This window comes from Verrucomicrobiales bacterium, assembly GCA_016793885.1.
In the GTDB taxonomy this organism is placed as follows: domain Bacteria; phylum Verrucomicrobiota; class Verrucomicrobiia; order Limisphaerales; family UBA11320; genus UBA11320.
The window spans coordinates 64,559-85,087 of sequence record JAEUHE010000203.1 but is presented as its reverse complement, the minus strand read 5'-3'; the positions used below and the strand labels follow the sequence as shown (position 1 = coordinate 85,087).

The 20,529-nt window shown below is 60.8% G+C and carries 15 protein-coding genes; 9 read left to right on the top strand and 6 right to left on the bottom strand.

All coding sequences use genetic code 11. The features are described 5' to 3' along the window. The first annotated feature begins 6 nt into the window (after positions 1-6). A complete protein-coding gene (locus JNN07_23555) occupies positions 7-1,992 on the top strand; it encodes an immunoglobulin domain-containing protein (GenBank protein MBL9170729.1) in 1,986 nt (661 codons plus the stop codon). Positions 1,993-2,492: 500 nt separating this feature from the next. On the opposite strand, the gene JNN07_23550 is transcribed toward JNN07_23555, so the two are convergent. Then, positions 2,493-2,963, bottom strand: coding sequence for a hypothetical protein (locus JNN07_23550; protein ID MBL9170728.1), 471 nt, complete (start codon positions 2,961-2,963; stop codon positions 2,493-2,495). Positions 2,964-3,597: 634 nt separating this feature from the next. After that, a complete protein-coding gene (gene recQ / locus JNN07_23545) occupies positions 3,598-5,826 on the bottom strand; it encodes a DNA helicase RecQ (protein ID MBL9170727.1) in 2,229 nt (742 codons plus the stop codon). 146 nt (positions 5,827-5,972) lie between these two features. Here recQ and JNN07_23540 point away from each other — a divergent pair, with 146 nt between their 5' ends. Continuing rightward, a complete protein-coding gene (locus JNN07_23540) occupies positions 5,973-8,828 on the top strand; it encodes a metallophosphoesterase (protein MBL9170726.1) in 2,856 nt (951 codons plus the stop codon). A gap of 129 nt (positions 8,829-8,957) precedes the next feature. Here JNN07_23540 and JNN07_23535 read toward each other — a convergent pair whose 3' ends face one another. The 4 genes from JNN07_23535 to JNN07_23520 are packed head-to-tail and all read right to left on the bottom strand — an operon-like array spanning position 8,958 to position 11,598. After that, positions 8,958-9,800, bottom strand: coding sequence for an RNA methyltransferase (locus JNN07_23535; protein ID MBL9170725.1), 843 nt, complete (start codon positions 9,798-9,800; stop codon positions 8,958-8,960). Between the two features lie 4 nt (positions 9,801-9,804). Then, entirely contained in the window at positions 9,805-10,656 is an 852-nt protein-coding gene (locus JNN07_23530; protein ID MBL9170724.1) for an SDR family oxidoreductase, read from the bottom strand. A 34-nt stretch (positions 10,657-10,690) separates the two neighbouring features. Beyond that, positions 10,691-11,020, bottom strand: a complete 330-nt coding sequence (locus JNN07_23525; protein ID MBL9170723.1) for a hypothetical protein — start codon at positions 11,018-11,020, stop codon at positions 10,691-10,693. Then, entirely contained in the window at positions 11,017-11,598 is a 582-nt protein-coding gene (locus JNN07_23520; protein ID MBL9170722.1) for a hypothetical protein, read from the bottom strand. The genes JNN07_23525 and JNN07_23520 overlap by 4 nt, the downstream gene beginning before the upstream one ends. Positions 11,599-11,797: 199 nt before the next feature. Between JNN07_23520 and JNN07_23515 the strand changes: the two genes are divergently transcribed. The 7 genes from JNN07_23515 (at position 11,798) to JNN07_23485 (ending at position 20,464) form a co-directional block, all read left to right on the top strand. Next, on the top strand, positions 11,798-12,958 hold the full coding sequence (locus tag JNN07_23515; GenBank protein ID MBL9170721.1) for a sulfotransferase domain-containing protein: 1,161 nt from the start codon (positions 11,798-11,800) through the stop codon (positions 12,956-12,958). A 246-nt stretch (positions 12,959-13,204) separates the two neighbouring features. Then, the gene (locus JNN07_23510) at positions 13,205-15,646 is read left to right on the top strand and encodes a hypothetical protein (protein ID MBL9170720.1); all 2,442 of its coding nucleotides are present in this window, start codon (positions 13,205-13,207) and stop codon (positions 15,644-15,646) included. 6 nt (positions 15,647-15,652) lie between these two features. Continuing rightward, entirely contained in the window at positions 15,653-16,357 is a 705-nt protein-coding gene (locus JNN07_23505; protein ID MBL9170719.1) for a gamma-glutamyl-gamma-aminobutyrate hydrolase family protein, read from the top strand. After that, the gene (locus JNN07_23500; GenBank protein ID MBL9170718.1) at positions 16,345-17,115 is read left to right on the top strand and encodes a phosphocholine cytidylyltransferase family protein; all 771 of its coding nucleotides are present in this window, start codon (positions 16,345-16,347) and stop codon (positions 17,113-17,115) included. Before JNN07_23505 ends, JNN07_23500 begins: the two co-directional genes overlap by 13 nt. Before the next feature lie 22 nt (positions 17,116-17,137). Further along, positions 17,138-17,704 (top strand): adenylyl-sulfate kinase, encoded by a 567-nt coding sequence (locus JNN07_23495; GenBank protein MBL9170717.1) that lies wholly within the window; start codon positions 17,138-17,140, stop codon positions 17,702-17,704. Then, positions 17,701-19,179, top strand: a complete 1,479-nt coding sequence (locus JNN07_23490; protein ID MBL9170716.1) for a sulfotransferase domain-containing protein — start codon at positions 17,701-17,703, stop codon at positions 19,177-19,179. The genes JNN07_23495 and JNN07_23490 overlap by 4 nt, the downstream gene beginning before the upstream one ends. A gap of 91 nt (positions 19,180-19,270) precedes the next feature. After that, on the top strand, positions 19,271-20,464 hold the full coding sequence (locus JNN07_23485) for a hypothetical protein (protein MBL9170715.1): 1,194 nt from the start codon (positions 19,271-19,273) through the stop codon (positions 20,462-20,464). The last annotated feature ends 65 nt before the right edge of the window (positions 20,465-20,529 follow it).

Sequence of the window (20,529 nt, the reverse complement as noted above, 5' to 3'; positions counted from 1 at the left end):
ATTATTATGATGCGTCTATTTAGATTACCCCTGATGTTGCTCACCCTGTTGTTGCAGTTTGCGCCCCTCGTTCGCATGGCTTCGTTGCTGCCGCCGCCCGCCATGAACATGATCATCATCCTCTTCCGTTGGGCCGCCGGCGGCGCTGCTGCGATGGGGAGCGTGCAGGCCGTTGCCGGAGCCTCCACGCTCATCACGAGCGCGCTCGCTGGCAAGGCAACCAATGGACAGCCCTTTACTGTGCGTTTAACCACGGCACCTGACCCGGCCCACTACTGGACGGCCGCGCCGCTTCCCGCCGGCATCAAGCTCCAAGGAACCTCGGGAAGCACCACCTGGTTCTTGACCGGCACGCCCACGGTGGACGGCGTGTTCCGGATCGGCCTCACGGCCAAGGATAACTCCAGTAGCGGGGCGGATCGGACAGTGAGCGCCACCTTTGTCCTGACCGTAGTTCCCAACGGAACCCCGCCGGCGATTACTCAGCAGCCGCAGGGGACCGTAGTCGAGCCGGGTGAATCCGCGACGTTGACGGCGACGGCGAGCGGCACGGGCCCATTGAAGTATCAGTGGCTCTTTAATGGGGAACGTGTGGCCGGGGCCACCAACGCCACGGTGACGCTGTCGAGTTTGACTTCCTCCCAGGCGGGCGACTATGCGCTGTGGGTTACCAATGTGGCGGGGTCGGTGACCAGTCATGTCGCCGCGGTGGTCGTCAACGGGCCGCCGTCCGTGAACGGGGAGCCGGTTGCGTTGCAAGCCCCGTTTGGTGGCGGTGCGCAATTTCGCGTTCTGGCGGGCGGCAAGTTACCCCTGAGCTACCAGTGGCTTAAGGATGGAATCGCGCTTGAGCGCGAGACCAATGCCGTCCTGTCCCTCACCGGCCTCAACTCGCAGAGCTTGGGTTCTTACTCGGTTCTCGTGCTGAATGAGCTGGGGCAGGCGACGAGTGCTCCGGCGCTCCTGACGCTGAATTACGGATACACGACGAATACCGCGTCACGGGTGGCGATGAACGCCTCCTGGAAATATAACCAGACCGCGAATCTTGACTCGGTGAAGTGGGAAGATCCGGCTTTTAACGACACGGCTTGGTCCACGGGCACTGGGTTGCTTTACGTCGGAAGCGCCGCTCTCCCGGCGGCAAAAGGCACCGCGCTCACCTTGGGTCGGCTCACCTATTATTTCCGCACTCACTTCAACTTCACGGGCGACCCTGCGACAACCCGTTTGCGCCTCAACACGATTCTCGACGATGGAGCCGTTCTTTACCTGAACGGCCAGGAGATTCTTCGCGTGGGTATGGACACCAATCTGGTGAATGTTGTGTATTCCACTCTCTCAAATCGCTCGGTAGGAACCGCTGCGGCCGAAGGGCCGTTTGTGCTGTCCGGCAGTCACCTCGTGGAGGGGGACAATGTTCTGGCGGTGGAAGTTCATCAGACGGGCAGCAGTAGCTCCGATCTGGCATTGGGCATCGCGTTGACCACCGAGACCGGGATTCCGAATCAGCCGGTTTCCCTCGTGACGGCGATCACCGACACCGAAGTTCAGGAAGGGAGCCCCGCTGGATTCACCGGTGCTGTGAGCGGTACCGCACCGATTGTTTATCGATGGCTTCACGATGGTGTTGAGCTGGCGGGAAAGACGGAGCCGACGCTCAGTATCGCAGCGGTCTCTGCGGCAGATGCGGGTCTTTATACGCTCGTTGCCAGCAATGGCTTCGGCTCGATGACGACCTCGGCACGCTTGACCTTGGCACCTCCGTTGGCACCCCTGACCGTGGAGGTGGAGGGCTTGCTGAACTCGCAACTGACGTTGTCGGCTCTGGTGTCCGCTGGTCAAAGGTACGAGGTGGAGTCCACTGATGGATTGGAGCCATCGTCCTGGACATCGGTGCTGACGCACACTGCGGTTGAGACCGGCAAGTTCTCCTGGCAAGTGGATACGACCACCGCCCCCGCGCGGTTCTTCCGGATTCGCCGTCAATAGGTGGTCTGATGCGATTAGGGGGTAGGGCGAGGTTTGGAAGCGAAGTGGTTCGTCATGGGGTAGGGCGAGATTCCACTCGAGCCCTGAAGGGCCCTGGGTGGTCGAACGGGGAAGGGCCGCTTCGTGAAGAGCCTGGGGGGCGACGATCACCTGGTGGCCCTCGCGGAGTTACCCTCATGTCATCCACAGCCTGGGGCAGGAGTGGGCTCGAGCAGAGTCTCTCCCTACCCCGTGACGATGTGGGGTAGGGGGAGATTTGACCGCGAAGCGGTCCGACGAGGTTTATAGTTCTGATTTCCGCTCGAGCCGCGATGGGCCCTGGGTTGCCGAACGGGGAAGGGTCGCGTCGTGGAGAGTCGAGATGGTGTCGATCGCCTGGTGGCCCTCGCGGAGCTGCCCATTTGTCATCCTTAGCCTGGGGCTCTTGTGGGCTCAACGGAGTTTCGCCCTACCGCCGTGACGATATGGGGCCGCGTCGCGGAGAGCCGGCCATCCTAGACCTACCAACGGATGTCGTGAATCCGTCCCTGGAATGGCCAGTCCTCTTCCTTTTTCACCAACTGATCGCGGACAGGATTCCCACGAAGATAGCTCCATTTCTCAGCGTAGCTCTCATCATTTCGGAGTCGATGGTGAAACACACCCGCTTGCCATTTCCAAGCGGGATGCTGATGGTGGTTGCGACATTGGCGTTTCCAATAGGTGACCCAGGCAGTGAATGGGTATTCAGATTGCCGGGGGGCAGCAAAAAAGTGGAGATGATCCGGCATCAGAATGTAGTCGCTCACCAGCCACATCGTTGCGCTGGACCACACTTCTCGCAGAATCAGATGCGCCTCTTGGCAAGTCAGCCAGGGTTCTCGGTTTTCTGTGCATACGGTGGCCCATACCCAGTTGGGTTCCCCTTGCTGTATGTGAACGGCTTCGGACGGGCGTTTCCGCCCAGCTTCACCGAAATAGTCCTCCTTCATTAAGGGATGGGAAATAAACACAAGGCACGAGGTTGTCTATGGAATTCCCCTGAAACCCGTTCCAATTCGTCGCGGTCTTTGGCCCTCGCGGAGTTACCCTCATGTCATCCACAGCCTGGGGCAGGAGTGGGCTCGAGCAGAGTCTCTCCCTACCCCGTGACGATGTGGGGTAGGGGGAGATTTGACCGCGAAGCGGTTTGACACGGGGTAGGGAGAGATTCCACTCGAGCCCTGAAGGGCCCTGGGTGGTCGAACGGGGAAGGGCCGCGTCGCGGAGAGCCTGGGGAGTGATGAACACCTGTCGGCCCTCGCGGGGTTGCCCTCATGTTATCCAGAGCCTGGGGCAGGAGTGGGCTCGAACAGAGTCTCTCCCTACCCCGTGACGATGTGGGGTAGGGGGAGATTTGACCGCGAAGCGGTTTGACACTGGGTAGGGCGAGATTCCACTCGAGCCCTGAAGGGCCCTGCGTCGTCCAAAGGGTAGGGGCCGCGTCGCGGAGAGCCTGGGGAGTGATGAATACCTGTCGGCCCTCGCGGAGTTACCCTCATGTCATCCACAGCCTGGGGTAGGAGTGGGCTCGAACAGAGTCTCGCCCTACCGCCGTGACGATATGGGGTGGGGAGAGATTCTCCCCTACCTTGGTTGGGCTTGGTTGCGTCGTGCGGTTTCGAACGCTTGGAACAGGCGGATCTGCCCGTAGGTGTAGCGTCCTTTGAGGGAATCGAAGGCTCCGCTTACATTGTCGAAACCATGGTTTTCCAAGGCTGTTCGGATGATGGGGATGTCCTCCGGTTTCAGTAGGGATCCCGCGTTGATCGTTTCCCCAGCCTCGACCGCCAGCGCGAGGTGCCCAATGATCGTGCTCGCACCCAGCTGCCGCTTTTGCGCGATTGTTTCGATGCTCTCGCCTTTGCGAAACAGCTGGAGACTTTCCCGGACCGTGGTCGAAATCTGAGCGGAGGCCGGACGCGCCGCCGGACGCGCGGAGGCTGTGCCGAAGGCGAGTCGGGGATTCCCTTCCAGGTGCTCCGCGATTTCTTTCAACAAGATGGCTCCGAAATCCTTGAGCTTCTTTTCTCCGATACCGTTGATCCGGATCAGCTCGCTCTCTGAAGAAGGATAGTGGCGCGACATCTGTCGCAGTGCGACGTCGGATAGGATGATGTAAGCGGGAACATCTCGCTCGTCCGCCAATCGCTTCCGCACTTCCCGGAGCCGGTCAAACAAGATCTCATCACACTCAATATCGCCGACCCGTTGCTTGGGCGTGCCGGAGACGCGCGAACCCTCGGACTCATCGGTGCTCAGTGCGCTTCCGGCGGGCAGTCGGGTCAGGTGGATCCGGGTGCGATTCTTCAGAAGGTCGCGCCCGGCCTGGGTCAGTTCCACAGTGGGAAATTGTCCAACAGACATCTGCAGGTATCCCAGCCGGATCAGCTCCCGTCCCATGGCCGTCCACTCCTGCCGGGAATGTTCCTTCCCGATCCCGAAGGTGGAAAGCTGCTGGTGGCCCAGATCCTTCATCCGCTGGTGATCCGCGCCGGTAAGCACATCGCTGACGTGGTTCATACCGGTGCTGTAACCGCTGAACTCCCGGATCCGGTAGACGCAGGAGAGAAGTTTTTGGGCGGGGAGCGTGGCGTCCCAGCTCTCCCGCGGATTCAGACAGTTGTCGCACGATCCACAAGGGCTTCCAGAAAAGGCCTCCCCGAAGTAAGCGAGCAGCACTTTTCGGCGGCAGTCGGGATTTTCGGCATACTGAGCCATCACTTGAAGCTGCTTGCGGGCGCGCTCCTGCTCGAGGGGATCGGTCTTCTGGGCGATGAAGTGCTCACACTTGATGACATCCCCCAGGCCAAACAACAGCAGGCACTCGCTGGGTAGCCCATCGCGACCGGCGCGTCCGGTCTCCTGGTAGTAACCCTCGAGGTTTTTGGGAAGATCATAGTGGACCACGAATCGGACGTTGGGTTTGTTGATTCCCATCCCGAACGCGATGGTGGCGCAAATCACTTTGACTTCATCGCGGAGGAAGCGTTCTTGGTTGCGCGCTCGGTCGCCCGGTTCAAGGCCGGCGTGGTAGGCCGCGGCGGGGATTCCATCTTCGCAAAGTTTGGCGGCCAGCCCTTCGGCGCCCTTGCGGCTTTGACAGTAGACAATCCCGGCTTCGCGACGACGTCCCCGCACAAACTTCAGCAGCTGCTGGTAACCGGATTGTTTTGGGATGACTCGGTAGGTCAGGTTGGGCCGATTGAAGCTGGCCACGTATTGGCGGGTGACCTTGAGCTTGAGCTGTTTGAGGATGTCGCTGCGGACCTGCTCGGTGGCGGTGGCTGTTAAAGCCATCATGGGCACACCGGGGAACAGATCGCGGAGCGAGGCCAACTGGCGGTATTCGGGCCGAAAATCATGTCCCCATTCACTGATGCAGTGAGCCTCGTCAATGGCGAAGAGTTTGACGTTCCAGCGACGGAGGTCGTCCAGGAAACCGGGGATCATGAGCCGCTCGGGGGCGACGTAGAGAAGGCGGAACTCGTTTTGGTGAAGCCCGCGAAGTCGGGAGCGCGCTTGCTCGGCTTCGAGGCTCGAGTTGAGAAAGGTGGCTGCGACTCCCGCAGCCTGGAGGGCGTCCACCTGGTCCTTCATGAGGGCGATGAGCGGTGAGACCACCACCGTGAGGCCGGGGAGCACGAGCGCGGGTAGCTGGAAGCACAGCGATTTGCCCCCGCCGGTCGGCAGCAGCGCCAACACGTCGTTGCCGGCCAGGGCATCCTGTATGATTTCCTGCTGCAACGGCCGGAACGACGAAAAACCGAAATATTGACTTAGCGCACTGACTAACCGGGAAACATCCTCACTCATGACCGCGTGCTTATGCCGAGGAATGGCAGTGACTTCAAGTCTGATTCAGGGGGAACGCACCGTCCGTAGGTGTGGGTTCCTGGACCGTGGTCCGCAGACCGTGCTTGTTCTGACGGCTATCCTGGGTTACGATGTAATCTCTTGGAATGATTACTATGCGTGCGTCGTTGTCGCCAGTCTGGCTCGGGTTGCTGATGGTGTTTTTGGGCCTGGGGAAGGACCGTTGTCATGGCGCCTTGGCGCCGTACGCATCGCAGTGGGACCTGAACGCGAGTTTGGCTGAGTCTTCGGGGGGAAGCACGATCGCCCTGAGTTTTTCACCGCCTGCCACCCGGGCGGGTTTGACGTACACCAGCTCCGAAATCGCGGGTGAATCTGCCCAGGTAGCGGCCTTCACGCGGGGCACCCTGTTGCGCCTGACTCACCGACTCGCCGCCAACGGCGGCGGTACCTTGGTCAACCGCTACACGCTGATTATGGATGTTCGGTTTGAGGCGCGGACTACCGACTACACCGCACTGCTCCAGACTACGTCGGCAAACTCCAACGATGCCGACTGGTTCTTAAACCGGGCCGGGGCCCTGGGCATCAGCGGCAACTATGGGGGCGTCGCGTCAGATGGCGAATGGCATCGGCTGGCCTTGGTGGTGGACGCGGGGCAAGGGGTTTTGAAGAGCTACATTGATGGACAGTTGGTCCAGACGCAGACCGCCGGGGTAACCTTGGATGGCCGGTTCTCGCTTGGGCCGGTTCTGCTGCTATTTGCCGACAATGACCAAGAGACGAGCGCCGGTCTCCTGAACAGCGTCCAGGTCCGGGGGGATGCGCTCAGCGACGGAGACGTTGCTGCACTCGGGGGGCCGCGGGCTCTGGGTATTCCCCGGGCGGCGCCCACTCAAGTCCGTCTCCTGTATCCCAACGGCGGTGAGGTGCTCACGGCTGGAACCCAACCGGAAATTCGTTGGCAGGCGGAGAATCCGGTGGGTTTTGCGCAGCTTCAATTGTGGCAAGGGCAGGCGCTGCGGACCGATTTTGGGACGGTGGCCCTCAACGCCGGCAAACTGGCGGTCGCCCTCGATCGATACATCGGGAATGCGTCCAACTATCGGGTTCGCCTGATCCCTCTGGCTGATACCAATCTGGTCGATTTTTCCGACGACTTTTTCTCGATCGACGGATCCTCCACGCTGAATCCCAAATATGGCGTCGAGCTCCAACGTAACGGTGGTTTTGAGCAAAGCCTTACGAACTGGACCGTGCAAGCGGGAAGCCCGGTCGTGTTGTTGAGTGGCCAGGGTAAGGGGATTCCGCGCTCCGGAACCCGTTTCCTCCACGGAGGGAAAGCGACCAAGGCCCCGGAGAGCAGGGTGGTTCAGTTGGTGGACCTGAATGCCGCTGGGTTCTCCGACCAGGAACTCGACGATCTCTCTCAGATCACGGTCGAGGGCTGGTTGAGAAATCTATTTGATGCCGGCACGTTCGACGACCAGGTCTATTATCAGATACGGTACTTGGATGCCGACGGCGTCGAACTGAGTTCGATCCGCAGTATCCTTCCCGCCACGGGCGTCTGGTCCCGCCAGCGCGTCGCTGGATTGCTCCCGCCGGGAACCCGTCGACTCAGTTTGGAGGTGATTGGAAAGCATCGTCGCGATGCCGACAATGACAGCATGGCGGACGATCTTGTTCTGAAACTGACGCGTCCAGCCCCGGCGATCAAGCGTCCGCGCATTACCAAGCTGCCGATGCTTCAAGATTACCGGCAGGATGCGATGACCCTCCTCTGGGAAACGGACGGCAACGATGTCACGCATGATGTCGCTTGGGGTGTTCAGGAGGTTGGAGAAAACGTCGAGCGCAAGGTGTCGACGCTCCAAATCGATGCGACGCATTATGTTCACCGCGTGACGATCACGGGGCTGCAGCCTGAGACGGCCTATCGATACCAAGTGCGCAGCGGTCTGGAGCGGACGGCGGTTTATAGCTTCCGGACGGCCCCGCGCCAGGACTCCCCCTTTGCGGTGGCTTGGTGGGGAGATAACCATGACGGTACGGGCACGCTGAAGACCCATATTTCCAATATTCTGAGCCATGTGCCGAACATGATTTGCGTGGCGGGCGACATGGTGAACAGCGGCAACAATCTCTCCGACTGGCATGATTTTTGGTTCAAGCCCTTGGAGCACATGAGCGCCGCGCAGACCACGCCGGTATTGTTTGCCCGTGGCAACCATGATGGCGAGCACGCTCTAGCCTACGCTTATAGTTCGTTGCCTGGCAATGAGGCCTGGTTCAGTTTCCCCTACGGCAACTCATGGTTCTTCTTCTTGGACAGCGAGATTGATTCGACAACGGTGCCCGAGCAGTTGACCTGGCTTCGGACCGAGTTGCAGCGTCCCGAAGTTCAGCGGGCGGCGTTCCGGATCGTTTGCTTTCATAAGCCCCCGTGGACCGATTTTTGGAATGGCGGCGGCTACGTTGGCGAGACCTGGGTGCGTCAGTTGTGGACTCCTGTGTTTGCTGCGAATGGCGTCGATATCGTGATCTGCGGTCACACGCATGCCTACTCTCGAGGGATGAACCAGGGCGTAATGTATGTGGTCAGCGGCGGCGGCGGTGGAACGGTGGACACCGAACGCGTAGCCCAGTGGCCCATGTTCGAGGTGGAGTACGCCAATACCCACTTCGATCTCATGGAGGTGTATGGACTCAACCTGGACTGGCAGATGTACAGTGAACGGAACCAGTTGATGGATGAATTTCGACTGCATAGCCGCACGGCGGAACTGACCCTGGGCGAAACCCATTCAGGCGCTAAGTCCACCTCCTTGGTTCTCACCGGCCGCAACGGCATGAAGTATGCCTTGGAGCGGTCGGAGGATCTGCTGAAGTGGGAAGCGTTTGCGACCAATACCGTGCCTGCGGCCCCGGTGGATTCCGTCACAAATTTGCTCCAGATCAGCCACCAGAAGGAATTTGTGCGGGCGCGGACACTGCCGTAACGGGCCGCCTTGCTTAAGAAAGGAACGAGGCGAATGGGGCACCGAAGCCTGGGGACCTCGGTTCCTACCCTCGGAAGCTGCGGTTGCCGCGACGTCCGTCCGCGGACGTTTCCCCTCCTCTCTGACTCCTCAGGTTCCTTGGCTGTTGCCTGTTTCTCCCCAGCCGCGCTGGCGGGCCGCTTCGTAGAAGAAAGCAGCGCTGGCGCAGCTGACATTCAGTGAATCCACCTGATGAGCCATCGGGATTCCCGTCGCTTCGTCGCACTCCTGCAGGACCGCGGGCGAAATCCCATGCCCTTCACTTCCCAGCACTATGCAGACATCGCGGGTGAGGTCTACCCGGGGAAGTTCCCGCTGCTGGGCGTGGGGGTGAGCCGCCAGGCAGAAGACTCCGGCGGCCTTCAGTCGGCGCAGGTCGGTGAGCAGGTCGTGTGACTCCACGATCGGCAGCTGAAAAACCGCCCCCATCGAGCTGCGGACGGCGCGGCGGAGGAAGGGGCTGGCAGAGGTCTCGCCGTTTAGGAAGAGAGAGCCGCCAAACGCTGCCACCGTTCGTGTTAACGTGCCGATGTTCTCCGCGTTGGAGACTCCATCGATCGCAGCGCATAGCCAGGGGCGACGTTGGCCTTCGAGGATCGACTCGAGCGCGCGTGGTGCCGGAATTCGTGCTGTAGCCATGTATCCCTGATAAAACTTGAATCCGGTGAGCGTCTCGAGAATCGCCTTCTCCAGCACGTAGATGCTGAGAGGCGAAGTGCGAGCGTCGAGCAGTGGCTCCAGCGCGTCGACGCCATCGGGCGGGATGACGAGCGACTGGATCTCCAATTTGCTTTCGAGCAACCTTCGGATGACTTTTTCCCCCTCGGCCACGAAGAGACCTTGGCGGCGGTGTTCCTCCTGAAGTTTGAGGGTGCGGTACGGAGCCAGATCCGGAGCGTCGAGGGACTGAATGGGCTGAATCCGATGCCGCATCGGGTCAGAAGGTTCCGCTGGGCTGCTGGGCCAGCCACTCGATAAAGCCAGGAAGCGGGGATGAGAGGTTCCTCTGGGCGAGCGAGCAGTCCAGCGAGGTGTCCGGGGAGCGGGGGCTGCCCGAGTAGTCCTTCAGGCTTCCTGCAACGATGTTCGGGTGGAGCTCGGGCCAGCGAGCGGCCAATGATTCTCCAATGGCATGGCGCGAGAGCCGCTGAGTCCCGGCGAGGTGGCAGGCCCCGCGGAGGTTTTGAAGGGCGAGTTCGAGAGTGGCTCGGGCTGTCACTTCGGCACCGATGGGGCAGCGGAACTCGTCGACGAAGAGCGGGGTGGATCTGCCACTCTTCCAGGCCTGGCGCAGCTGCTCGTTGAAGCCCCGGTCTCCAGTCGGGGAGGTTCCCCCGTTGAGGGAGGTTCGGAGGATGAGAGAGTTGGGATGGCGTCGTACGACCTCCTCCGCCCTGACTTTGGTCTCGGCGTAGATGCTCAGCGGGTTTACGACATCCGACTCCACGTAATTGCCGCGGCGACCATCGAAGACCAGGTCGGTGGAAAAAAAGATGAATCGGGCAGCGGACGAGAGTTGGGCGAGCTGCTCGGTGACCTCGATGTTCAGTTGTTTGGCGAGGGTCGGGTTGGCATCGCAATCCGGATTGCGGCTCAAAGCGGCGCAATGGATGATGATTTGCGGGCGATCCTCCTGAAACGTCCGGGCAACTGCCGCCGTGTTGGTCAGATCCAAGATCGAACGGGTGAGACCTTTGATTTGCCAGTCGGGGCCAAGCTGTCGCCCGGCCTGAACGAGCGCCGAGCCGATGAGGCCCCCGGCTCCGGTGATCCAAATGATGCGGCTCATGAGTTGATCTGGCCGGGGTGTGCGGCCATCGGGGTCACCGACGGGGCGGTGTTTTTTTGGGTTTGGAGGTCGGAGATTGGAGAGTTGATTCCAGATTGGCTAGCCACTGGCTGTAGCTCAGGCCCTCGGCGGAGGGATCCAAGCAAGCCCCCAGCGCCTCCATCCGTTTCCTCAGCTGGGTTTCGTTGAGCTTCTCGGCGCGCAGTTCTGCCAGTTCCTGGGTCAGATCGCTCAGGGATCGGGGGCTGGCTTTCCGGCGGTACGCCTCAATGATCTCGGAGGTTGTTTCCGCCTCGAGTGGCCAATCCTGATGGAAGTACGACCCGAGAAATTGTTCCAGTTTGGGAAATGAAGAGGTGCTCATGCTTCGGGGTAACCTGTCAAAATGTGCCAGCCTCCCGGAAATTTGGGATTTCGGACCAGGACGAGTCGAACTCCAGTAGCATCCCGGGTCCTGCTCGACTGCCGTCCGATGGAAATGCCGACTGGCGTGGAGGAGCGGTAGGTGATGACCAGGCGGTCCTCATCTCCCTTCAGCCACGAGGCGATCTTCTTTTGGTTGGCGCCAATGGTGGCCGATACAGCGGTCTCGGCCGTTTTTTTATCCGTGAACGACGAAGATGCTGAAATTCGAGAATCCTTCTCGAGCCGTTGCCTGAGTTGCTCGGCTGACTTTCCAACGTGGCGAGAGAGCAGGTGGCCGCCAGCCTTTTCGTGAGCCTCGAGGCTGCCGCCGGGAATACTGGATGTGAACATCGAGTTCGAGTTCTTGTCGCGGCCGCCTGACGAGGGCTTGGCCTCCGAGGACACCTGCCCGCACGCGACGTGCAGCCCGAGAAGCAGCATTCCCAAGGATGCCAAGGTCAGACGCCCGAAAGCGCGAAGAAATTGGATCGCTCGGGATCTGGGCGAGCGGTCGTTTGGCAGACGTTCGATGTGCACGTCCGTACCCTAAGGGACCGATCACAAAACTCAAGCTTGGGAAGGAGGAGGGCGAGATTTGGCCGCGAAGCGGTTCGATTTGAGGTAGGGAGAGACACCCTGCCTTGGTGACGTGACCATCCGGCACCCTCCTTGCTTCTGGGGAACCTTGCAACTGCGCGATGCAGTTTCTGCCTAATCAGTCCGTATGAGCACAGACATGCTACGAAATCAGCTTGAGGTCGGTCTGCGTTACCTCAATGAAGGAGAGTATGAGATCGCTGAGATTGCGTTTCAGCAGGCGTTGAAGATGGATTCGGCGAGCGTCGAGGCTGCCGAAGGCTTGGCCCTCGCCCAGAAGCGTGGGCGAAAACAGGCTCCACAGAAAGTGACCCCGCTGGATACCTCGTGGGCCACACGGGTCCCGGTCGCGACCTCGAAGCCTCCTCCACCTCCTCCGCCTCCTCCGCTCGACCCGCAGGTTGCGGCCACCCGACTGCGCGATCTTGGCGGGGTATCGCGAGCCCTGGCGTGCGAGATTCGGGCCTCCGAGTTGCGTGGCGAACTGGAGGCGAAGCGTCAGGAGTGGCGGGAAGAGATCCGATTACGGTCGCGTCGGACCCCCAACCACCCGCATCTCTTTTTTTACAATCTCACAAACTCCGGAGCCTCGGCGATCGATCCGATACTTCGACAACTCCTACACGAGGATTATTTCTACGAGACCCTGGGCACGCCGGTGGATACCGACTGGCTGCAACCCTTTCTCGACGGTCCGGTCCCTTTCTACCACTGGACGCACAGCGGGCCTCGGGCGCTCGAGAAGTGGCTTCATCGCGATGACGTCAAGTTCGTTTGCCTGTATCGTGATCCCCGCGATGTGCTGGTGAGTCACGCGCGAGACCCTCTGAACCGTGTGGGGTGGGCCTCACTCACGACGGCCCAGGTGGTTGCGCGACTGGCGGAAGGCTCCGAAGGCGAGTTCGCGGACCTCTTTGCCGATGCCAACGCGTGGCTGGCGAAGGAGCCATCTCGAGTTTTGAGATTCCGTTTCGAGGACATGAAGCAAGACATCCCGGCAACGGTGCGGGCGATTCTCAATTACATCGGGCTTCCGATCAACGAGGAGCGTCTGCAGTTCCTATGTGAGGCGCACAGCTTTCAGCGTCAAACGGGCCGGGATCGAGGGCAGGAGGGGCCAACGGTGCGCACTGCCTACATGGTTAGGAAGGGCATCGCCGGCGATTGGCGCAATCACTTCGACGTGGCTGCCGCCGATCGTTTCCGCCGTCATTGCGGCCACTATTTGATCGAGTGGGGATACGAGAAGGACCACGAGTGGGTGGAGGAGTTGAAGGGGCCCTTGGCCAAGCCGGCCTGAGCCAGTTTCGAGAAAGGTTCGTGGAAGACGGTGAGCTGGCATGACTTATGATCTACACGCCTGGATGCAGTGGAAGCTGGTCATTCGACGTGCGGCCGAATCTCGAAAATGGACGTCTTTGGGCGTTCTTCGTCAATGCCCTGTTCCCTCGCTCCCCGGCAAAAAATGCTTCCCGGTGGCAGGAACTGTCGGTTCGGCTTCCTTTTCTCATCCCCAAAACTTCATTTCACCCCAGCTCCCCCTATAATGGAAGAGGTCATATCGAAATCCACTGAAAGCACCCGGTTCTATCGCTCCGCGACTCGTGAAACCACGATCACGTTTGGAACGAAGGCGGAGACTTTGGAACGCTTGTCGCCCCTCCTGCAAACGGGCTCGGTTCCGGATCTCTGGTATTTCACTCTGGCGGAGTGGTCGGATGATCCCGGACGGGTGATGGGCCGCATTCAGCAGCGTTTTGGCGGCAGTTCCCTGGCGGTCCGCAGCAGCGCCTATCATGAGGACACCGCTGCTGAGAGCATGGCCGGGGCATTTCGGTCGGTGCTGCGTGTGGATGGTTCGTGCCGCGACTCGTTGAGGCGAGGCATTGAGGAGGTTTTGGAAAGCTACCATTCAACCCATCCGCACAATCAGGTCCTGATCCAGCGCATGCTCTCCAATGTGGTGATGAGCGGAGTGCTGATGACCCATGATCTTACCAATGGCGCGCCCTATTACATTCTGAATTACGACGATGAATCGGGTCGGACGGATGTCATCACCGGCGGCACGGATGTGAACAAGAGCCTGGTGGTGCATCGAGACACACCGGCGGACTTTATCGAATCCCCCCGGGTGGGCGCGGTGCTCAGCCTGGCGCGGGAGTTGGAGAGCCTGACGGGTGGCCGCACCCCATTGGACATCGAGTTCGCGCAAACCAGCGACGGGGCGGTGCATCTGCTCCAGGTGCGTCGCATTGCGGTGCAGCGAAACTGGAATCGGGCAGTGCGGACGCGGATCAGTGAAGCATTGGAACAGCTGGATCAGTTCCTCATTGAGCATTCCAAGCCCCGGCCTGGTTTGCCGGGTGCGACGACCTTGCTGGGGCAGATGCCGGATTGGAATGTGGCGGAGTTGATCGGGACGGAACCCGGGACTTTGGCCCTGTCCCTGTTTCGCAATCTGATCAGCGACGGCGTTTGGCAGGAGGCGCGGGCCGCGATGGGATATCGGCCGGTCCCCGATGAACCGCTGGTTGTGAGCCTGGCTGGCCGTCCTTATATTGATGTGCGGAACAGCTTCAGCTCCTTTCTCCCCGAGGGGCTGCCCCAGGCGGTCGAGAACACAGTGGTGAACGCCTGGCTGGAGCGGTTGGCAGAGCATCCCGAGTTTCACGACAAGGTTGAGTTTCAGGTGGCGCAGACGGTTTTCGATTTCGCCTTCGAGCAAAACCTCTTCTCCCGCTACCCGGGCATGCTTGCTCCGGCGGAGCATGCGCAATACGTCGATGCGTTGCGGCGGCTAACGGTTCGAAATGTGGATCCGTCGCCCGAAGGATCGCTGGCCCAGGCGCTCAAGCGCATCGCGATCTTGGAAAACCATCTGGTGTCGTGGCCGCTGCCGGATCCGCCATTGCGACGGGCCTTCGGGCTGCTGGCCGCGTGCCGACAGTATGGCAGCCGGCCTTTTGCCATGGTGGCCCGTCATGCCTTCATGGCGGAGGCCATGCTCCGATCCGCGATCGAACGTCGGATGTGGTCCAACGATCGTCTGGAGGCGTTCAAGCGGTCCTTGGCGACGCCTGCCGGTCTGATGGCTACTGATTTTTCTTCCGTGGTTCAAGGGCGCCTGACGCCTGAGACATTCCTCAAGCGATATGGGCATCTGCGTCCGGGCACCTTTGACATCCTCAGCCCTCGATATGACCAGCGGGATGATCTGTTCCGGGACACGCTGACCTCGGCCAGGTCGGTAGACAGGACGGAGGATCGGACCTTTACTTTGACCGCGGAAGAGCGAGGAGCATTCGCCCAGCTCTTGAAGGAGATCCGGCTCCCCTTGTCCCCGGAGCAGCTTTTCGTTTATGCCGCCCAGGCCATTGTGGGTCGGGAGCATGCGAAGTTCGTGTTCACCCGGCCGCTCAGCGATGCGGTGGAGAACATTGCGGAATGGGGGGAGTGCATCGGCCTGACGCGCGAGGACCTGGCTCATTTGTCCTTGCACGACCTAGCCGAGACTCTGACCACGCCCGTTACGCGGGACCGAGAGACCTGGTTTCAGGAGCTCGCCCAGTCGCGGCGCACCTATGCCCGAGAGATGCGCGGGTTACACCTGGGATATATCATTCGCAGCGGCCAGGACCTGTATGTCGTGCCCCAGCACCGCGGCGCGGCGAACTTCGTGACGAGCAAGCGCCTCGAGGGCGCGCCGATTCGCCTGACCAACCGTATGACGGGTGCCACCGATCTGTTCGGAAAGCTGGTCTGCATCGAGTGTGCGGATCCGGGATTTGACTGGATCTTTACCAAGGGGATCGCCGGGCTGATCACCAAGTTTGGCGGAGCCAACTCTCACATGACCATTCGCTGTGCCGAGCTGGGGATTCCGGCCGCGATCGGAGTGGGCGAGTCCTTGTTCGAACGGTTGGCCTCGGCTCAGGCCGTAGAGCTGCGCTGCGATGAAAAGCTGGTCCGACCCGCGGGTGTTTAACGAACTATGAAGCGAATTGGACTGACGATGCGGGTAGTCACCGCGGAAGGCTACACGGAGGAGCGCGATGCCCTGGCCTGGGATTGGCACCGGTTCCTGGCTTCGGTTTTTCCTGATGCGTGCTGGCTCTCGATTCCCAATCTGGGCAATCGGGTGGACGACTATATCCGCGAATGGAGGATCGACGGATTGATCCTCACCGGCGGCAACGATCTGGGCTCCGCGCCACTGCGCGACATGACGGAAAGGGCGCTTCTTGGCTACGCTTTGGAAAACTCGATCCCCACTTTTGGTGTTTGCCGTGGTCTGCAAGTGATCCAGCATCATTTTGGTGGCGCCGTCCGTCCCTGTCCGGGGGAAGCCCATGTTTCTACCCGTCACTCGGTTCGTTTCCTCCAGTCTGGCTCGGGTCCCACAGAGCGCGTGGTCAATTCCTTTCATGCTCATGGGGTGCGCACCGACGAGGTTGCTGATTCGCTCCAGGCGTTGGCGGTGAGCGAGGACGGCTGGGCGGAGTGCGTGGCTCACCGCGCTCGTCCAATCGTCGGCGTTCAATGGCATCCTGAGCGAAACGCGGTGCCTGACCAGGACGACGTGCTCTTGATGCGTCGCACTCTGGGATTCCCGGATCCAACGCCGGTGACGGTTGCTGGGCCATCTGATCGGTTTGAGTATCTCACTCCCTTTTCCTTTCCACCATGCGTGCATTGATTTTAGCGGCGGGTCGGGGCTCGCGGATGCGTTCGCTGACAGCGAACGCGCCGAAGTGCCTGGTAGAGATTGCGGGGCGTTCCCTGCTGGATTGGCAGCTGTCGGCCCTGAGGGCCGGGGGGATCGATCAGGTGGCCGTGGTCCGAGGTTACCAGGCCGAGGCCTTGAGCGGTCCTGGCTACCAGACGTTCGACAACCCGCGCTGGGCGGAGACGAACATGGTGGCGACCCTGACCTGCGCGGACGCCTGGTTGCGCGCCGGCGACTGCATCGTCTCCTACTCCGACATCGCTTATCATCCAAGCATCGTGCGGACGCTGGCCTCCGCACCGGGCGACATTGTGATCAGCTACGACCGTTGGTGGAAACAGCTGTGGACCGAGCGCTTCGAGAATCCGCTGGGGGATGCCGAGACTTTCCAATGCGGGGCTGACGGTCGGCTGGCTGAGATCGGCGGTCGGTCGGATTCCGTTCACCGGATCCATGGGCAGTATATGGGGCTTCTCAAATTTACCACGTCAGGCTGGCAGAGGCTGGCGGCGTTTCTGGCGTCGCTCGCCCCCGAGGAGCGGGATCGGCTGGATGTGACCGGGTTATTTCGCCGGCTGGTGGCGGAAGGTTGGGTGATCTCGACGGTGCCCATCGAGGGAAAGTGGTGCGAGGTCGACAGCGACGAGGACTTGCGATTCTACGAGCAGAGGCTGGAGCAATCCGTGCCCTGGAGGCACGATTGGCGCTGGCAGGAGATGGCCGCTTAGGGATGCGCACGCGACAACGCCGATGAAACGCGTCAGCTCAGTGATAGCATTGGCCCATCAACCGCAGGTGGTCTGGGTTACGGGGCTCAGCGGAGCGGGCAAAAGCACGATTGCGCGAAGGGTGGTGGATTGCCTGCGTCGCCGGGGGTTGCCGACCCTGCTGCTGGATGGCGATGATGTGCGGCTTGCGGTGGCGGATCCCCACATCGGTCACGATCGCGTGAGCCGACTTACCAATGCCATGCGGATCGCTCGGCTGGCGAAGCTGCTCTCCGAGCAAGGCTTCATCGTCGTGGTGCCTACCATGTCCCTCTTTCGCGAAGTGCACCTCTGGAATCGGGAACAGCTGCCCAACTACCTTGAAGTATGGGTGCAGGTGAGCCTGGAGGTGCTGCGGCAGCGTGATGCCCGGGGCCTTTACAGCCGTGCTGCGCGGGGCGAGGCATCGGATGTGGTGGGGGTCCACGTGGAGTACGACGAACCTAAGGAGGCTCACCTGGTTCTACGCAACGATCAGGGAGAAGCCGGTTTGGAGGACTTGGTCCGTCAAGTAGTGGCGAGAATCGGTGCTGAATGTCATCCGCTGTGAATTCGAACGCCTCCATTCCGAGCCGTGAATTTCACCTATTATCCGCCCCCTTTCCGAGCGGATTGAGCTGGCTGGTGAGTGTCCTTACCGAGCTGAATATTCGCGTCACTCACGCCAATCCCCGTCTTTATCCGAACGGCTTTTGGCAGGCGGTGCCTGGTCGCCCCGGGTGCGAGCGCATTGTTCCGGAGGGCGTGTCGCACATGCGCTACTATCTGCCGCTGCTCCAGGAGCGGAATGAGTTTTGTCTCGAGCCGGGGGTTGAGGTTTTTTGGGAGCATTATCTCAGCTTTGCCCGACGACCGGACCGGCCGGTGTTTCTGTTTGTGCGGGATCCTCGGGATGCGATTCATTCCCTGTATCAACGCAACTACACGGCTATCTCCTTTCTGGAGTACCTCGATCGTCCTGAGGCGTGGGCGGACCATTTTCCGGACATGTTCCACCTGCCTCCCGCCGAGACCTGGTCGGCCTGGCATGCGATGTGGATGGGATTGGAGGGATTGGTTCCGGTGCGGGTGGTGCGGTTTGAGGACTCCCGTGAAGAGCCACTCAGCCTGGTTCGGCAGGTGCTCCTGGACCTGGGACTGCAGCGGTCGGATGCGGATATCCTTGTAGCAGTGGGGAGATCCAGTTTCTCGAAAACCAAAGCGGCGATGCAGCGAGCTGAGGCGGAGACTGGGAAGCCATTTCGAGTGGCACGCCAGGGTAGGGTTGGCGAGTGGCGCGAGTGCTATTCGGCTGAGGAGCTGCGGCGTTTTGGAGGTCCTGCGGTGGAGTGGATGCGTCGCTTCGGCTACGCCCCCGCTCCGGAGTCCGAACTCGAGGACCCGAATTCGTTCGGCTTGGATGGGACGGCGCTGCCGCCGGAGTTGGCCCGTTTCGAGGAGCGAGCGTGGAAATCGTTTGATGCCGGTGATCTGACTGAGGCGAAGTGGGTTTTGAGGCAGGGGATGCAGGCGAGGCTAGGCGGCGAGAGGGGGCGGTTGCGATTGGCCTGCGATTGGACAGCTCTCGATTGGACAGAAAAAGTGCTGGGTGAGCTCGCGACTCGGCGGCCTTTGGCGATCCGGGTGGCTAGCGCCTTCCAGGACTTTACCACTCGTTACGCCCTGTGGCCTTCCATTCGCAAGATGCTGTTGGCAGCCGCCGACCAGGTGCATCCCCCGGGAAGCGACTTCTTCTCTCGGCTTGATTCGACTGCCGTGCGATCGGTGGCTCTCCGGCGGGCTGCTGAGGAGTCTATGCCCAAATCGGAGCCATTGTTAGTGGAACAGGATTTTCTGGGCTTTGATCTCTACGGGTGGGGAGGACGGTTTTACGCAGTGGCTCGGAGCGCTCAGGGCCCTGGGTGGACATCCCTCACTCAACCGGAAGTTGCGGCGCTGCGCAAACAGGGTCAATTGTTTGTTGGGGACCTGTCATTTGAAGTGAAGGAGGCAGTGCAGGACCACCTCGCCCGCCGAGGCAAGTAGACCTGGGGGAAGGGTTTTCCCTTGATTCGGTGTCACGATCCCGCTTTCTTCGGGCTCGAACTCGTCCCTTCATCACTATCGATCGACATTCATGCGCACGCTTTTTCATTTCTCCGACCGAACCAAATCCATCTGGATTACCCTTCTCATGGGAGCGTCCTTGGTTTCGTGGCCTGTTTCGGCCGCTCCGAAATGGGTGATCTCAGGCAATGAGAACAAGATTGATTTGACGTCGGGTGTCTCCCGATTGGTTCCGAATGCTGCGCCGGATACGCTGACCCTGCTGAACTTCGAGTCGTTTCCGCCGGTCGTCGTGCACGTGACCAATGTCAGCAATTCCGTTCTTGGGCCGCCTTCCAACGTAGCTGTTACGGCGGATGGCCGGCTGGCATTGGTGGCGGATTCGGTTCAGATCGACCCGGTGAATCCGGGAAAGTGGTTTCCGGCGCATCGGGTTCACGTGGTGGATCTGACCGTGAATCCGCCTCGGGTGGTCGGGGAAGGCCGGACGGGTGCGCAGCCCTCCGGCCTGGCGATCGCCCCCAACGGCCGATTGGTGCTGGTGGCGAATCGCGCAGGCGGTTCAGTGTCCGTGTTGCGGTTGGAGGGCACGGCGCTGACCTGGCTCAGCGATGTGCCGTTGGCCCTGTCCGCCGATGAAGTGAGCGATGTGACCATCGCTCCGGACGGCACCCGGGCGTTCGTCAGCGTGCGGGAGAAGAACCATCTCCGCGAGCTGCGGATTGAGGGCGAGAAGGTGACTGCGACCGAGCGCAAGTTCTCGACCTATGGGCGTCCGTATCGAGTGCTCACCACCCCGGATGGACAGTTGCTGCTCACCGCGGGAATTGGAGCGGGCAACGGGCCGGATATGGACGCCCTTACGGTGATTGATTTGGAGGCGACGCCGCCCCGCACCGTTGATCTGGTGAAGCTGGGCATTAGTCCGGAGTCCATCGAGCTTAGTCCTGATGGCCGTTGGCTCGCTGCGGTCATGATGAACGGCTCCAATTTGGCTCCGCAGGACTCTTTACTCCAGGATCATGGCGAAGTGGTGTTGCTGGAGCGGGCGGGTCGGACGTTTCGACATCGTCAGACGGTTAAAGTAGGTCGCATTCCGGAAGGGGCTGCGTTCACGCCGGATGGTCGTCATCTTGTGGTGCAGTGTCATCCGGAGCGAAACCTGTGGCTGTTCGAGGTGACTAAGCGGGGGCTGCGCGATACCGGTCTCCGGATCTCGGTTCCGGGGATGCCATCTGGCATGCGGGCGCAGGGGGGGAGATAGAGTGTGATTTGATCGCGAAGCGGTCCGATGAGGGGTACGGAGAGAGTCCCGCCTTACCCTGACGC

Bases quoted from the DNA above. Each gene is read 5' to 3' on its own strand.
- recQ (MBL9170727.1), bottom strand. From the start codon at position 5,826: ATGAGTGAGGATGTTTCCCGGTTAGTCAGTGCGCTAAGTCAATATTTC.
- JNN07_23500 (MBL9170718.1), top strand. From the start codon at position 16,345: ATGCGTGCATTGATTTTAGCGGCGGGTCGGGGCTCGCGGATGCGTTCG.
- JNN07_23555 (MBL9170729.1), top strand. From the start codon at position 7: ATGATGCGTCTATTTAGATTACCCCTGATGTTGCTCACCCTGTTGTTG.
- JNN07_23515 (MBL9170721.1), top strand. From the start codon at position 11,798: ATGCTACGAAATCAGCTTGAGGTCGGTCTGCGTTACCTCAATGAAGGA.
- JNN07_23525 (MBL9170723.1), bottom strand. From the start codon at position 11,020: ATGAGCACCTCTTCATTTCCCAAACTGGAACAATTTCTCGGGTCGTAC.
- JNN07_23550 (MBL9170728.1), bottom strand. From the start codon at position 2,963: ATGAAGGAGGACTATTTCGGTGAAGCTGGGCGGAAACGCCCGTCCGAA.
- JNN07_23505 (MBL9170719.1), top strand. From the start codon at position 15,653: ATGAAGCGAATTGGACTGACGATGCGGGTAGTCACCGCGGAAGGCTAC.
- JNN07_23530 (MBL9170724.1), bottom strand. From the start codon at position 10,656: ATGAGCCGCATCATTTGGATCACCGGAGCCGGGGGCCTCATCGGCTCG.
- JNN07_23495 (MBL9170717.1), top strand. From the start codon at position 17,138: ATGAAACGCGTCAGCTCAGTGATAGCATTGGCCCATCAACCGCAGGTG.
- JNN07_23510 (MBL9170720.1), top strand. From the start codon at position 13,205: ATGGAAGAGGTCATATCGAAATCCACTGAAAGCACCCGGTTCTATCGC.
- JNN07_23540 (MBL9170726.1), top strand. From the start codon at position 5,973: ATGATTACTATGCGTGCGTCGTTGTCGCCAGTCTGGCTCGGGTTGCTG.
- JNN07_23485 (MBL9170715.1), top strand. From the start codon at position 19,271: ATGCGCACGCTTTTTCATTTCTCCGACCGAACCAAATCCATCTGGATT.
- JNN07_23535 (MBL9170725.1), bottom strand. From the start codon at position 9,800: ATGCGGCATCGGATTCAGCCCATTCAGTCCCTCGACGCTCCGGATCTG.